Source organism: Planktotalea sp. (assembly GCF_018607995.1).
GTDB lineage: Bacteria > Pseudomonadota > Alphaproteobacteria > Rhodobacterales > Rhodobacteraceae > Planktotalea.
This window is the reverse complement of sequence record NZ_JABBAL010000033.1, coordinates 1-15294: the sequence shown is the minus strand read 5'-3', so window position 1 is coordinate 15294 and position 15294 is coordinate 1. Positions and strand designations below refer to the sequence as shown.

The following is a 15294-nucleotide window of genomic DNA, read 5'->3' as shown; positions in this document are numbered from 1 at the left end:
CGAGACATCAGGCTGAGAATCAAACGCGTTTGATCTTTAGTTTGGTCTTGAGGTCCGTCTTGCAGAACGCATGCAGGAAGCAGGTCTTTTCTGAAATATCGAGCATCTCTTGCGCGTTCTCGTCGCTCTCAGAAGTTTCCAGATAGACATGCGTTTCAATCGGATCCGCGCTGCCCGCTTTTCCCGTGCCTCCGCTCGCACCACCTAGGCTAAAATGCGTATCTTGTACGATGCGGTAGTCAGGGAGATCGAGCTTCAGCATAGAAACAAAACGCCCGAATTGGGTCATAAAGCAAAACCCAATGCCCGCGGAAATCAGTGTATTTGCGTCAGGCGCGCGGCCATCTTCGGAACTGAGAAGCATGAAGGACGTCCCGTAGGGTGAATACTGCATTTGCTGGATTTGCTTGATCCCGTCTTCGCGTAGTTCCGCGACAGCACCGATGTTAAGGCGGCGGTTTTGCTCATCACTTAACGAAGAGGCGTTGGTAGCTGTTCCGCCGTTCACGTCTTTCTTGGGCGTTGGACCAACCTTGCTCATCAAGCCATCAGCTGCCTCTGTCGGCGTGGCCTTGGCAAAGTGATCGCCCGGATCAGGCAAGAGAGCACCATCGAGTTCCAGCGCTTCGCCAGTGTTCAATTCAGCGCCATTCTTGGACAGCTTAAAGAGGCTCTCAATCTGCCCGCGCATCAACCCATTCAGCGGGGACGCATAGGTCGCGTTCACCAGAAACTCATTCAACGCAGCGTCGTCGAGGTCGCAATCAATTTCAACCTGAAGCTCGATATTTTCCGCGCCACCAACCATGGTGCGCTTCATCATCGAACCATTCATCGTGTAATAATTGTCCTGAATAAGCTTGAGCTTACGGATCTCCACACCCTGTTGCTCGGCCAATGCCATGATCTCGTTCATGTAGCTCGCGGCCATGCCGCACGACAGAAACGCGAGCGGACAACAGGCCGCGTCGTGACCGTTCAGATATGGCCCTTCATCACTCACAAAACGCCATGTATCGCCCGTCTTGGCAGAGCGCACCAATGCTTCTTTCTGGAACCCGCTGAACGAGCGCACCCAGGTGCGATCCGCATCGCCAATGCGGTTTTCGGGCGCTTTGATCCCTATCTCATCCGCGTTTGCGACCTTGAAAAACGGTGCCTGAGCACTTGTGCCAATGATGTCTTCGCCAAGATAAGCCATGTCTCAAATTCTTCCTTTTAGATCGTGTAAATTTTGTTGGCTTAATGCGCTTTTGGGCCGGCTGCATAGTCCGGCGCGGTCGCAGGCGGTTTTACATCGCTCTCGTCCCAATAGCCGATCAAAACGCCAAACTTATCCTCAAGGCCGACCATTTGCTCCGCGCGTGCCTCCGATATCGTTTCGCGCTGACGGTACTGAAGCGACCAATCGGCCAAAGCGTAATGCATCTGCTGACGCGCATCTGCATGCGCATCTGAACTACCCAGATCGATGAACTCGTCAGGATCGCTTTCCAAATCAAACAGCATTGGCGCATAACCCGGTGCGTGGATGTATTTCCAGCGCTCGTTCTTAATCATGTAGATGCGACACTCGAGCGGTTCGCGTCCCGTTTTGGGACTGAACGTTTGTTGGAAATAGTCGTATTCGCTGACCACGTACTCGCGCCAAGGCACTTCATTGCCTTGCAGCAAGGGCATCAAGGACTGCCCATCAAGGATGTGCTTTAGCACCTCACCACCCGCATACTCGATGAAGGTCGGCAGCAGATCAATCGACTCAACTGGCGCATTCTGAACCGTACCGCGCGTCGCGTCACAAGCTGGATCTGGATCCGCGATAATCAGCGGCACTTTCACGGCGGGATCATGGAAGAAATCCTTATCCCCCATCCAATGATCGCCAAAATACTCGCCATGATCCGAAGTGAACACTATCATCGTGTCCTGCATCAGATCCTTCTGCTCCATGAATTCAAAAAGCACACCAAGCTGGTCATCAATCTGCTTGATCAACCCCATATAGGCGGGGATCACCGTCTCGCGCGCCTCTTCTTTCGAGAAGGTGCGCCCGCAAATCCGCTCTTGGAAATGTTGCGCTAGGGGATTGGTGTTCTCGCGCTCTTTATCAGAGCTGTGCACGTCCTGAACGTCCGCAGCCGAGTACATATCATTGTAAGGCGCAGGCGCAATGTAGGGCCAATGCGGCTTGATATAACTCAGGTGGAGGAGCCACGGTTGTTCGCCGTCATCCTCTTCCAGAAACTGCATCGCGCGACGGGTCATGTAGGGCGTTTCAGACTCTTCATCGCTCACCCGCGCAGGGAGCTGAGCCACATCGTTAAAGAAACCCGAACGAATTTCATCACCGCGCTCAACCGAGTTCGCAGCCCAGTGCCACGGGTTCTCGTGATCGTCGTAGCCACGATCCTTAAGGTAATTATTATAGGCCACATTCGGCTTCAGAACCACGTCGGGATGAATGCCGTCATCGCGCTCATAGGGCTCAAAACCAATCTGCGAATGATGCACACCAAGTGGGCTGGCAGGATCAATGCCGAGGCGCTTCATCCCTTCCTGATCGGGGATCATGTGGGTCTTGCCCACTAAAACAGGACGCATTCCCAAAGGCTTGAGATGATCGCCAATGTTTCGCTCTCCCACGCGCAAAGGCACGAAATTCGCGGTCGCTCCGTGCGAGGATGGATAGCGCCCTGTATAAGTGCTCATTCGGCTGGGGCCACAAATTGGGGATTGCACATAAGCGTTGGAAAAGCGCACGCCGCGCTCTGCCAAGCTGTCGATATTGGGCGTGTGCAAGGACTTGTGACCCGCACACGACAGATAGTCATAGCGCAACTGATCGCACATGATGAAGAGGATGTTTTTGCGCTGTGACATAAGTTTTACAGGTTAATCTTGCCGCCATCGACGTTGATCGTCTGGCCTGTGATGAAGTCGCTGTCAGAGGAGCACAAGAACACCAGCGTTCCAAGCAGATCCTCGGGCACCATTTCGCGCTTGATCGAACGGGAATCGACGGTGGGTGCGCGTGCGCGGTCCCATTTGTCATTGTCGCGGATCGAGCTGCTTTCCGTCAGGCCGACGGCAATCGCATTGATTTGAATGTTCTTGTCACCCAGCTCGCGCGCATGGCCACGGGTCAAACCGATCACAGCCGCTTTGGACGCGGTGTAATGCGACAAGCCGGGAGGGCCATAATAGAATGTGCCAGATGCGATATTGACGATCTTGCCACCACCCGCGCGCACCAATGCTGGCAGCGCTGCTTTGGTCGATTGATGGATAGAGCGCGCGTTGATCGTCATGACCTTATCAAATTCGTCATTGTCGATCTGGAAGAACGGCTTTAGCTCTAAGTTTGCAAACAGGCCCGCATTGTTGATGACGATGTTAAGCGCGCCAAATTCGCTTTCGGCCTTTGCTACCATCGCGTTCAGATCATCATCCAATGTCACATCCACGACCATGCCAACGGCTTTGCCACCACCGGCTGCATTAATTTCAGCGACCACCTCAGCGGGGTCAAGAATATCCGTGACGATGACATTGGCACCCTCAGAGGCCAGTTTCTTCGCATATTCTGCGCCGATGCCACGCGCACCACCCGTGATGGCTGCGGTTTTTCCGATCAGTCGACCCATAATCTCTCTCCCTACATTCTATGCTTAAATTGCGATCTCAAGGATCTCTGCGACCTCTGGCCAGCTCATTTTGCCGTTCTCACGCAGATCATTGGTCAGATCTTCTGGAACCCAATCAATGAAGCACGGCTTGAAGTGTTCTCGCGCCTCGATCGCATTGAACCAGCGCTCCACATTGGGCAGGCGTCCGCCCTCCCACATGCCGCGCATCGACATCATCGCGAGACGGTTGACGTAGGGCGTGAGCGCGATATCCGCGATGGTGAACGTATTGCCCACAAGCCAGTCATTACCCTCGAGCGCTTTCTCCATCTTGAAGAGATAGCTGTCATAGAGTTTGACCTTCTCAAGCGCGCCGGGTGCCTCAAAACCGTGCCGAATGATCGCGTCTTTGAAGCTTTTCCAATCGGAGGTTACGGAGAACTCTGGCGTGGAGGCAAGGAACTTTTCAGTGCCTTCTTTGCCAAGTTTGCGCAGAACCGTGTGACGGTGCGAGCAAAGGAAGGTCATGGCACCACACGCCGGATGCAGGTCTTCGTCCACAGCCTTGGTCCAATAACGCACCTGAGCGCGTAGGTAAGGATCCGTGGGATGCACAGATGTTTCCGGCGCGATCTGATCGAGATATTCGACGATCACAGTGCTGTCAGGGATTACCAGATCATCGTGCACAAGCGTTGGCACAACCGACTTCGGGTTTATCTTTTGATACTCTGGCTCGAACTGCTCGCCCGCGAGTATGTCGATATAGACACCATCCCAATCCAGACCTTTCTCAGCCATAGCAAAGCGCACTTTAGCGGCGCAAACGGACGATCCGTGGTGATAAAGTGTAAACGTCATAGCTGCACCGTGACCCATTTGAGTTCTGTCATCGCTTCCATATCCGCATCCGTGCCTTCACGACCTACGCCGCTTTCACCGTTGCCGCCAAATGGCACGTGCGCTTCATCGTGGATGGTTGGACCGTTAATGTGGCACATGCCGGCGCAGATGTTGCGCGCGAAGTGGAAGGCTTTGTCGATGTCTTTCGTGAAGATCGCAGAGGAAAGGCCGTATTCAGTGTCATTGGCTTTTTCCAAGCCTTCTTCATAGCTATCGATTGGATAAATCGATGTCACAGGGCCAAAGGTTTCCGAGCGACATAAGATCATTTCTTCCGACACATCCGTGAGCAATGTAGGCTGGCAACGATTGCCTTCCCATTCGCCACCTGCTGCGAGCGTTGCACCTTTGGCCACGGCATCTGCGATGTGATCTTTGACGCGCTGGCGTTGGCGATCTGAAATAATCGGCGCAATCACCGTGTTGGGATCACGCAAATCCCCCATGCCCACTTTTCCGCAAATCATGGTAAAGCGTTTGACGAACTCTTCGTAGATCGGCCGTTCGACGTAAAAGCGACTCGACCCAATGCAAGCTTGGCCAGCGAACATGAAGATTGAGCGCGCAGCGAGCGGCATCACCTTATCAAGATCCGCATCGGCCAAGACGACTGTTGGGCTTTTGCCACCTAGCTCCAGCGTGCTCGGTGTTTTGTTCTTGGCGCAAATTTCGTTGATGTGTTGGCCAACTACAGTGGAGCCCGTGAAGGTCACAAAACTAACATCATTATGACTGGTCAGATCATCACCAATCTCTGCGCCCATACCTGTTACCACATTATAAGCCCCTGCTGGCACACCCGCTTCCGCGACAATCTCCGCAAAAATCAAGCTCAGGTGCGGTGCCATTTCGGAAGGAAGATGAACAACCGTGTTTCCCACCGCCAATGCATTCGCCACAAGCCGGGTCGTTTTAATCAAAGGCACGTTAAAAGGAGTAATGACTGCAACCACACCGAGCGGTTCACGGATCGACATAGAGAATGTGCCAGGGCGGTCGGACGGGATTGTCTCTCCGCGCACATTGCGGCACATGCCGGCTGCTGCGCGGATCATCGTCAGACCCTTGGTGAACTCGAACATCGCTTTGGACACTGGTGAGCCGATCTCGTCGATCAAGCAATCTACCAAATCTTTCTGACGGGTCTCCATGATCTCAGCGATGCGCAAAAGCCAACGCTCGCGCTCTGTCGGAGTTGTTTCTTTAAACCCTGGAAACGCTTTTTTCGCTGCCGCTACAGCGCTGAAAACATCATGCGAAGTACCTTTGGCTGCATTTGCATACAGACTGTCGTCAAGTGGGTTCAACACCTCGAATGTTCCGGCGTCACTTGCACTAGGCCATTGACCATCAATGAAATGCTTTAGAGTTTTCATGCCAGTCTGACCGTCCATACGTGAGGCTCCCGCTTCTTTCAGTTCTACTAGTGGCTCGCGTGATCTATTTACGCTTATTTAGGATCCCAAATGCCGCGCCCAGCGTATTTTCCAGACGATTCCGCGAGCTTTCACACCAAATATCGCCAATAAAGGATCCCAAATCAAGCCAAAATTTCCCAAACAAACCCGTCAAACCGAACTCGCTTGACTTTGGGATCCCAAATATCGTGAATATGCGCTATGGAATCTATAGATACAGAACTCGCAGCCCAAATTCGCAACGACATCATTCTTGGCACGTATGGGGAGAAAGAGCGTCTTTCCGAAGCGCGGCTCTGCGATACGCACAATGTTTCTCGGACCCCGGTTCGCCTTGCATTGCGTATGCTAGAACATGAGGGGCTTATTCGTCGTTCTGAAGGTCGCGGATATTTCGTAAACGCCCCCAAAGTTGCTGACATTTTGCAAGCAGTTCTTGTACGCGGGCACCTAGAAAGCCTCGCAGCGCGGCTCATGTCTCAATCTCCGGGACGACACAATGTAATGCCCAACTTGGAAGCCGCCATAGAAGAAATTGATCACCTCATTAACGCCGGTAAAATGGATGACACCTCGTTGCGTGCCATGCAAAGTCAGAACGCAGTCTTTCACAAAACAATCCTCGATGGGTGCGGCAATGACTTCGTCGGCTTCACATGTAGCAGGATCAGCCACCTACCCATGCTTGAGGTCGGCGCGATGATGTTTGATCGACAAGTCCTTTCCACAGCTGACGGGATCGAACGCTCCTTGTTCCGCCTCAAAATTGGTAATTCTCAGCACAAAGTGATTTTTGAAGCGATCCAAAGCGGCGACGCCGTGCGCGCGGAAGGGGTGATGAGAGAGCATTCAAACACGATGGTCGAATACATCAAAGTCTTTGAAAAACGTGACGAAGAACTGACGATCAAGGATTTAATTGGCTATTCCGGCCTTGGCGTGTCCGGACAAGACTTAGACCCCACTATAAATAAGTGAGACACGACAATGCCTGCACATCCCGATCTCGTCGCGCAGAATGCGCAATTCACCAAGCAGATCCACAAGCTCTCTGATACGGTTTACACCGCTGTCGGATACGCCGCCTCCAACGTGCATTTCCTAATTGGCGATAGTGGAATTGTCCTGATCGACACGACCGAAACCACGCAAGCCGCTGAAAATATCCTTGCGGATTTTCGTGCAATTTCGACACTCCCAATTACAACGATCATCTACACGCATTCCCACCGCGATCATATTTCGGGCGCATCCGTTTTTGCCGAAGGGCGTAGTGTCGAAGTACTTGCGGCTGACAACTTCACTTCCGATCTGGTCGGCGTGGACAATAGCCGCCCAGCCCCAAACAAGGCACTCATGGCCCGCACCAAGCGGCATTTTGGGATCAGCCTGCGCCCCGATGAGCGTATCAACGTCGGTGTTGGCCCCGGCGATCGCCCAATGAAGGGCATGGGCGAAGGCTTTATAGAACCAACACTTCGTGTGTCCGACACGACCCAAATTACTCGTGAAGGATTTGATCTTGAGTTAGCAAAAGCACCCGGTGAGACGCCTGATCACATCGTCGTGTGGCTCGCGGCTCAAAAAACTCTGTTCAGCGGTGACAACTTCTATCACGCTTTCCCAAATCTCTATGCCATTCGCGGCACCGCGTATCGCGACTTTGACGCTTGGGCAGATACGATGGATCAACTCATGGCCTACGCGCCAGACGTGCTCTGCCCTGGACATACACAACCCGTTATTGGCGCTGATGCAATCCGTACAGCGCTGACATATTACCGCGATGCAATCCGCTATGTGGTTTCAGAAACGGTGAAAGGCATGAACGCAGGGCTTGATCCTGTGACGATTGCCGCGGACCTGAAGCTCCCCGCGGACTTGGCAAGCAAACCTTACCTGCAAGAATTCTATGGTCATGTCGGTTACGCTTCCCGCGCTTATTTTGCAGGAACACTAGGGTGGTTTGATGGCAACCCAACCAGTCTAGGCGAGCTGCCCCCTGCCCTTGAAGCAAAGAAGATCATTGCTTTGGCAGGAGGCGCAGCCGCAGTCCTGAAAGCCGCACAAGACGCACTGGCGAATGGAGATGCACAATGGGCTTTGGAACTCGCTGATCGGCTTGTTGCAGCACATGACTTAAGCGCAGATGGTGCTCGGGTAAAAATAGATGCTTTGCGCCTGATCGCCGACGACACCGTCAATGCACCCACGCGAAACTATTATTTGCTTTGCGCGCGCGAACTCGAAGAACAATCAGAATGAAAGAACTGAATTGAAATGAGAGAGGCCCCTAATTGGCTTCTCCGATAATCACGTCAGTTTGCCAGAAACCCTTCGCGCGGTTCACCCTTTGCGACTGATGACTTCCTTTCGGTTGTAAATAAGACGGCCAAAATCCTTGACCGTCCTGATATGAAACTTCCGGGCTTTGTCGACCATCCCTCGGATGCGCATATCTTCCTTCATCCGCTCACGTCGCGGGATAATCTTATCCCGTGTCACGAGAGCCTCCTATTTGTCGTTTGAGAAGCCAAATCGTCAGACAAGTTCGTCAAGTCTCAAAATGATCAGCATTCACGATATCCGGCTAATATAAGCACAATTGCTGTGCGAACGACTTCGCCCAAGGGCTCGGAACCGCTACCGCGCTGCGCGTGATCTGCAACTACGAATTTCTTTGAGCGACTTCGACCGCCCTAACCAGACATTCACTCAACCCGACCACGCTGCGGTGCAGTTTCCCTAAAGCGGGCATTGGATCGGATAAGCAAAAAGGAGATTTTTTGAATTCATCTGTGCCGTACTCGGCATAAATTCGGTGTTTTATTTGCAAGTGTCCGGTAATAGGTCCAGACTACATTCCATCCTAGTGATTGGACCGTTCTCCCCCTCTATTTTGCGTCCGGAGAGGGTTTGCTTCGCAAATTACTTTTACAAATTTTCAACGCCAATTTACATGTACTTGCCTAAAAATCAGGTCCAATCAATGTCGTCAGGCCATCACGCTTTCGGAAAATGTCTTTGTAGCTTTCATGAGATTTATAAATACCGTAGTCGTCGATGTCGGCATCCAGTTTTTCGCAGTCCTGAAGATGATCAATCACATATTTGTACCGTGTTGTACGTTCATGTTTCAGTGCGAAATCGATCATAGAGCGCAGCAACAGCGCAGCCGCAAGAGGGTATTTGTCGCGTAAGGCATCCGCAGCGTGATTGATAAATTCATAGTCGTCGCCATCAATCTCATCGGCCCGTTTGATCACCAACTGCGACGCGCTTAACAAGTCAGGCCACTCCAAAAAAAAGTGCAATGCGGACAAGGCGGCTGGATAAGATAGGGTATAAATTCTTGCGCGGTCCTCGGCCTCAACATCTTCGAAGTCGGGCAAAACTTTGAGATAATCGCGCAGATGTGGTGCGCTTAAATCGCGTTCAAAACAGGCCCAGCGATGGGATTGCACGTCATCAGATTTGTCGAGGGCGGTCAACGTTGCGATCATCGCATCATCCCACGCAGCTTGTCCGTGGGTGCCACTTGCGTCCTTCAATGTGACTAGGGCTTTGTCTGGCGCGTTCTCTGCCAGCATCAGCGTTGCGACTTCTGCGGCAATGTCTTTGCAGCGTAGGTCGTCAGGTGTGAACTGCGCGATATATGCGGATGTGTCGCCTGTGACTTCGGCGATGTCTTGCAGGCATCTTTTAACGAACCCAGCGTTTAGATCGGCGCAAAAATCACGTTCGCCGCGCAAGTCGCGCAAAAACTGGATCGCTTCATGATCCGCGTCCTTTCGCGCCACAGGGGTGGCTGCGAAGTCGTGAATATGCGCTTTGAGCCGATCAAAGCCAGCATCCCCAAGTGTTGTGGCCAAAAGGCCGATAATATCAGCCCAAACCCCATATTCATCGTCACACAAGGCGCTCCAAACGCGGTCAGCCAGTGTTTTGACATCCGGCTCTGCACGTGGCGCGATGTCTTCAAAATATTGGATCGCAGCGTCAAACACTTCGCTGATATCGCCGCGTCGATCATCCGCGCGCACGTAGATGAATGGCGCAAGGTTCATGAATTGCCACAACAATTCAAATGCCTCGCCCGGATCGTCAGGCGCAATTTTGTCGACGATCATGGTCACTTGCATGTTCATGTCTGTGACAAGTGATTTGCGCCTGCGCCAACTGATGTAGGTTTTGGATTTACGCAACGCAGCCAACCGCTTGCGGACCTCATGTGCCAGCTCTGATGCGCCAAGATTATGGCTCAATTCAAGCCGCAAGCGCCGCTTGATATCTGCGCTGCCGGTGCTGACCTCAAGCAACAGATCAGCAAGGCAATCGGGCCCGAGGGCGACAAGGTTGACTTTGTTTAATGTCTTTTTAGACATACTGGACACCTGAAAACTCAGAAAGCAAATGCAAATACATCAAACGTACGCACGCAGTACGGCAAGGTCGTTTTCGCCCAAGCACAACCACACCCTAAGCGTGCCGGTTACGTGATCAGCCGGCAACTTGCGTAAATAGACGTCGACCCCGCGAATATCAGAATATTGCGCGCACAGCTGGACAATCTGCGTCGTCAACCATTCCTGCGTTTCGCGGTAACCGGTTTTTGCCAAGGCTATGATGTCTGCAATAAACGGATCGCAATCAAACACATGCTCCATGCTATCTTGCAGGATCTGCACTTGCATTGGCGCAATTTCAAGCGTCATGTCAAACAGGTGATGATCCGGTACGGGGTCATCCGGTCCATACGTCCCGATATCTGTTGCAAGGACCATGTCCTTCAGTTCAATCAAACTGGTTATCGTCATGTTTATTTCCCGGCGTTCGTTGTCTTTGATGCAAACAGATAGCGGCAGATGGACACTAGGCCAGCGCATTTGTTTTCTAATGCGCATTGCAGCCCCTAGGAACGGCGCTTGGATGCGTTATTTACCTGCTGTAAGCCCGCGACAGATCCGAAGGGAAGGTGCCATGTCCAACACATCCTGCCCGCCCGAACGGCTTTATCTTGATTTTGACAGCTTCTTCGCATCGGCCGAGCAGCACTTTAATCCTGCACTTCGTGGCAAACCAATTGGCGTTGTGGCCCTCGACTCATTATACACAGGCTGCATCGCAATCAGCCGCGAGGCCAAGGCGCTTGGCATGAAAACCAACGTCCCCGCTCGCGAGGCGCGCTTGATCATTCCTGATATGACATTTGTTGTTGCGCGCCCAGACGTCTATGTTCGGCTGCACAAACACATCCTTGCGGTGATCGAATCCGTGGTGCCGATCCAACATGTCAGATCAATTGACGAGGTGGTCTGCGCGCTCTTGCCCAGCGAAGGGCGGCAGAGTTTGGCATTGGCCGCTAGGATTAAGACAGCGCTGCGAGACGCGTTCAGCCCTGTTCTGACATGCTCAATCGGGCTAGGGCCAACCGAACTGTTGGCAAAAGTCGCGGCAGAACAGCACAAACCTGATGGCATTCTTTTGCTTGATGCGGTGATGCTCCCTGATGCGCTAGCTAACCTGAAACTCAGCAACTTGCCCGGTATAGGGGCGGGCATGATCTCCAGACTAGAGGCCGCAGGTGTAGCGGATTTCAATACGCTTTGGAATTTGGCCCCAAAACAAGCCCGCGCTTTGTGGGGGAACGTCGAGGGTGAGCGTTTTGTCCAAGAACTGCACGGCACCCATGTGGTGCGAGAACAGACACGTAAACGGATGTTCGGGCACAGCCGTGTGCTACCACGTGATTGGCACAGCCCGGACAGGGTCGAAGATTGCGCACGGCAATTGTTGGCGGGTGCCGCCCGCAGGTTGCGGCGCACGGATTTGCGAGCCTCCAAGCTAACTCTGGCAATGCGCAGCCAACGTCTGCGCTCAACGCACTCAGAAAGCGCTGGAGCGCAACGGTGGACTTGGGAAGGCCAATTTCAACCGTCGCGTGATTACCGCAGCTTTGGGCTGGCGCTATCGCAAGGGTTGACGCAGGCGCGTGCACAAATGCCATTCGTCCCGCATGCGTTGTCTATCATGTTGCATGGGCTGGATGCTGAAGCGGAACTAACCGGTGATTTGTTTGCTAAATCATCTGGCGACGCAGATGATCGGGACCGTTGGGAAAACATCAGCGCTGTCATGGATGAGCTACGCGCGCGTTTTGGGGGCAAGGCGTTATCAATTGGGGCACATGAGGATGTACCGGGGGGCTATGTGGGCGGTAAAATCGCCTTTGGCAGGATACCAGAGGCGGAGGATTTCGAAGGCCCTAGCGGTGCGGATGGCGATACGCATTTCGCGTCATTCTAGCAAACCAGCGCTTTTATTCCTCATCGTCGAGATGCCGAAGCAATTCCTGCGTCAGACGCTTTTTGTATCGTCATTGCCGTCTGCGTCCTTTGGCGGTCGTTGCGCGCCAACCAGCACGTTTGTCCGACACAAGTTTATCAATATCATCCGCCACTTCGACGTTTGCCGCATCCTTCAATAATATGCGCAGTACCATCTTAGCCCTCTATCTTGGTGGGGCGTGCTTTACCGCGCCAGACCAGCGATTGCGCATTCAGCGCCACAAGATCTGCGTCACCCGCGATGATCTGATCGCAAAGCCTTACCGCTTGTTCCACCTGTTGAAATGTCAGGTTTTTATATGCCGGACGATTCAGATGATCATACCAAACGCCACCGCACACCGCGTCCAATACGATCCGCTGAAAGCAATGATCATTGCGCACTGGCCAATGTCCATGCGTTGTTCGCGCAAGTTTCGGCATTACGTTTTTTGTGAGTGCCATATACTGCGACACCAGATCGGCGGTGTGTGGTGTTTGAGGCGGTATCGTCAAATCCAATTCCATATCACAAAGTTAGCGCGCCGATGATCTTGGCAATAGAAGAAACGTCGCAGCTTGTAGCACTCGACGTATGTCGTGCGCCGCCTATCTCTCAACCTATGAAAATGTCTGACACACGCCCTTTGCAACGACTGCTTAGCCTCGCTTCCGGGGTTTTCCGCGCGCCAACCGGGGTTGCCCGCATTGGCGTTGCGTTTCTCTATGGCCTGATCTGCCATCTGACCTTTGCCGCCGCCGTACTTGCCATGATCATTGCCATGTTTTTTGGTATGTCCGAAAGCCTTGGTCGCGTGCCTGCGCCTTGGGCAATTATCGCAAACATCTTTTTGATCCTGCAATTCCCGCTGACCCATTCGATGTTGCTGTCAAAACGCGGGGGAGGGGTCTTGGCCAAGCTGGCACCGCGTACATTCGGGCCGACGTTGGCAACGACGACCTATGCGATCATCGCATCGGTCCAATTGTTGGCGCTCTTTGCGTTTTGGACCCCTAGCGGAATCATTTGGTGGCAGGCCGAAGGAACTGCGTTTGCCATAATCTGCGGCCTTTATGCGGCGTCTTGGCTGTTGTTGATCTGGGCCAGTTACGATGCCGGGGTAGAAGTACAATCCGGCGCGTTGGGATGGATGTCGCTGGCGCAGAATATCAAACCTGTGTTTCCAGATATGCCAATAAAGGGGCTGTTCAGTGTCATCCGCCAACCTATCTACGTGTCTTTCGCGCTGACAACGTGGACTGTACCGGTCTGGACGCCTGATCAGTTGGGTCTGGCGATTGCACTGACCGCCTACTGCCTTTGGGCGCCGCGACTAAAAGAGCGCCGGTTTGCCAAACGGTACGGCGCAGAATTTGGCGCGTACAAACGCAGCGTTCCTTACGCAATCCCGCGCCTGCCGCGATCAAAAACCTGAATTCTTGATATGAAAACCAAAGCCATCATCGCGGACCTAAGCCAACAGTCAGAAGTTCCTGATTTTACGCCGACACGGGCAGCGGGCCTTGCGCGATTGGCACAATTCGCAGACCGCACCGGCGATCTATATGACCGGTGCCGCAACTACGATCTTGGGCCGAGCCAGCGAACCAATGTGTCCGCGTTATCCCCGTGGATCCGGCACCGGTTGATCACCGAGACCGAGGTGTTAACCGCCACCTTAAAGGTACATTCCTTCAAAAAGGCAGAGAGGTTTACGCATGAGGTTTTTTGGCGCGCCTACTTCAAAGGCTGGCTTGAACACCATCCAACCGTTTGGCCCGCCTATCAGGCAGGCCTGTTGCGGCAAATAAAAAGCGCGGACAAAGATCGCCGTTTGGCCGCAAATTATGCAGCAGCTATCGCCGGGGAAACCGGTATTGATGGCTTTGATGACTGGGCAAAGGAGCTGGTGGGCACAGGATATCTGCACAATCACGCGCGGATGTGGTTTGCTTCCATTTGGATATTCACGCTTCGCCTCCCTTGGGAATTGGGAGCGGATTTTTTCCTGCGGCACCTGATGGATGGTGATCCTGCGTCCAACACACTTGCATGGCGTTGGGTGGCAGGAATACAAACCAAGGGGCGCCCTTATGTGGCGCGGGTTTCCAATATATCCAAGTTCACAGAACAGCGCTTCGCCCCTCTACATCAACTGAACACAAAGGTTGAGCCGTTGTCTGAGACGACCGATCATCGACGCCAACTTTTGCCCAACGCCTCAACATCCGCAGAGATTACAGGCGACTACCTGCTGTTGGTGACCGAGGATGATATGCAAGTGCAAGCGACGTTACCGCACCCACCTGCAGCAAAAATCGGCGCGCTATCAACAATCAGCAGGTCGCCGTTACCCATTGGAAATATAGCGCAGACTTTTGCGAGCGGGGCCATACGCGATGCTTGTGCAGGTGTGCAGGTCATCGAAAATGACACTTGGACAGAGGACATCATTACGACCTGTCAAAAACACAACTTAAAGACCGTCGTGACCGGCTATGCGCCGGTAGGGCCTGTTGCCATGATACTTGCCGATGCAGAACCTGCACTTCAGACGGAAGGGATAAATCTAATTCAAATCCGCCGCGTCTTCGATACGGTCGCGTGGCCACATGCAACGAAAGGCTTTTTTGCCATGAAAAAGGGTATACCGGTTGTGTTGGATACGCTTGGTCTGGCCTAAGTTCGAAATACTCAGGCGGCGACCATGGAGGATGTTTAAACAATTATAGCCTATCGGCGTTTGTGGAGAATTTGCTAGCGGACGGACCCTTAGCGGACCTTGGCCATGCCTTCCCAATACCGGGATGGGGCCCTTTAAAACAGCCTTTCGCTTCGACTACAAAATCAAAGTACAAGCGAACTCACACGGTGCGGATTTTTCAAACCTTCGGCGCGTTCAGATCAATGGCCGGTGCCGTCGATTTTCCCTGAATCCACTGCTGACTAATTCGCATCTAGAACTACGCAAAGAGCGCGTCTACGGCTTGTCGCGCAACTGAGTTTGATTGTGGCAATAT

14 protein-coding genes are annotated in these 15294 nt (G+C 53.0%); 5 read left to right on the top strand and 9 right to left on the bottom strand.

From position 1 onward, the window contains the following. Positions 1–19: 19 nt before the first annotated feature. From QZ280_RS14090 to QZ280_RS14070, 5 genes are read right to left on the bottom strand one after another with little or no spacing between them, the layout of a single operon-like run. Positions 20–1201, bottom strand: a complete 1182-nt coding sequence (locus QZ280_RS14090; protein WP_293445325.1) for an OsmC family protein — start codon at positions 1199–1201, stop codon at positions 20–22. Positions 1202–1242: 41 nt separating this feature from the next. After that, entirely contained in the window at positions 1243–2880 is a 1638-nt protein-coding gene (locus QZ280_RS14085; protein WP_293445323.1) for a sulfatase-like hydrolase/transferase, read from the bottom strand. A 5-nt stretch (positions 2881–2885) separates the two neighbouring features. Further along, complete coding sequence (locus tag QZ280_RS14080; protein ID WP_293445321.1) at positions 2886–3644, bottom strand: SDR family oxidoreductase; 759 nt, start codon at positions 3642–3644, stop codon at positions 2886–2888. A gap of 24 nt (positions 3645–3668) precedes the next feature. After that, positions 3669–4487, bottom strand: a complete 819-nt coding sequence (locus QZ280_RS14075; RefSeq protein ID WP_293445319.1) for a glutathione S-transferase family protein — start codon at positions 4485–4487, stop codon at positions 3669–3671. Further along, positions 4484–5923 (bottom strand): aldehyde dehydrogenase family protein, encoded by a 1440-nt coding sequence (locus QZ280_RS14070; protein WP_293445317.1) that lies wholly within the window; start codon positions 5921–5923, stop codon positions 4484–4486. Before QZ280_RS14070 ends, QZ280_RS14075 begins: the two co-directional genes overlap by 4 nt. Before the next feature lie 225 nt (positions 5924–6148). On the opposite strand from QZ280_RS14070, the gene QZ280_RS14065 reads away from it, so the two are divergent. Then, the gene (locus tag QZ280_RS14065; RefSeq protein ID WP_293445315.1) at positions 6149–6925 is read left to right on the top strand and encodes a GntR family transcriptional regulator; all 777 of its coding nucleotides are present in this window, start codon (positions 6149–6151) and stop codon (positions 6923–6925) included. A gap of 9 nt (positions 6926–6934) precedes the next feature. Further along, a complete protein-coding gene (locus QZ280_RS14060; RefSeq protein ID WP_293445313.1) occupies positions 6935–8212 on the top strand; it encodes an alkyl/aryl-sulfatase in 1278 nt (425 codons plus the stop codon). A 704-nt stretch (positions 8213–8916) separates the two neighbouring features. Here QZ280_RS14060 and QZ280_RS14055 read toward each other — a convergent pair. Together QZ280_RS14055 and QZ280_RS14050 are read right to left on the bottom strand one after the other, a co-directional pair. Further along, positions 8917–10332, bottom strand: a complete 1416-nt coding sequence (locus tag QZ280_RS14055; protein WP_293445311.1) for a DUF6880 family protein — start codon at positions 10330–10332, stop codon at positions 8917–8919. Between the two features lie 39 nt (positions 10333–10371). Beyond that, positions 10372–10764, bottom strand: a complete 393-nt coding sequence (locus QZ280_RS14050; protein ID WP_293445309.1) for a dihydroneopterin aldolase — start codon at positions 10762–10764, stop codon at positions 10372–10374. 163 nt (positions 10765–10927) lie between these two features. Here QZ280_RS14050 and QZ280_RS14045 point away from each other — a divergent pair, with 163 nt between their 5' ends. Next, a complete protein-coding gene (locus tag QZ280_RS14045; RefSeq protein WP_293445307.1) occupies positions 10928–12253 on the top strand; it encodes a type VI secretion protein ImpB in 1326 nt (441 codons plus the stop codon). Positions 12254–12323: 70 nt separating this feature from the next. On the opposite strand, the gene QZ280_RS14040 is transcribed toward QZ280_RS14045, so the two are convergent. Together QZ280_RS14040 and QZ280_RS14035 are read right to left on the bottom strand one after the other, a co-directional pair. Continuing rightward, the gene (locus QZ280_RS14040) at positions 12324–12449 is read right to left on the bottom strand and encodes a hypothetical protein (RefSeq protein ID WP_293445305.1); all 126 of its coding nucleotides are present in this window, start codon (positions 12447–12449) and stop codon (positions 12324–12326) included. Position 12450: 1 nt separating this feature from the next. Then, positions 12451–12738 (bottom strand): hypothetical protein, encoded by a 288-nt coding sequence (locus QZ280_RS14035; protein ID WP_293445303.1) that lies wholly within the window; start codon positions 12736–12738, stop codon positions 12451–12453. Between the two features lie 158 nt (positions 12739–12896). On the opposite strand from QZ280_RS14035, the gene QZ280_RS14030 reads away from it, so the two are divergent. Together QZ280_RS14030 and QZ280_RS14025 are read left to right on the top strand one after the other, a co-directional pair. Then, entirely contained in the window at positions 12897–13709 is an 813-nt protein-coding gene (locus tag QZ280_RS14030; protein ID WP_293445383.1) for an isoprenylcysteine carboxylmethyltransferase family protein, read from the top strand. Between the two features lie 96 nt (positions 13710–13805). Further along, positions 13806–14957: an FAD-binding domain-containing protein gene (locus QZ280_RS14025; protein WP_293445301.1), complete on the top strand. Its 1152-nt coding sequence runs from the start codon at positions 13806–13808 to the stop codon at positions 14955–14957. Positions 14958–15294: the final 337 nt, after the last annotated feature.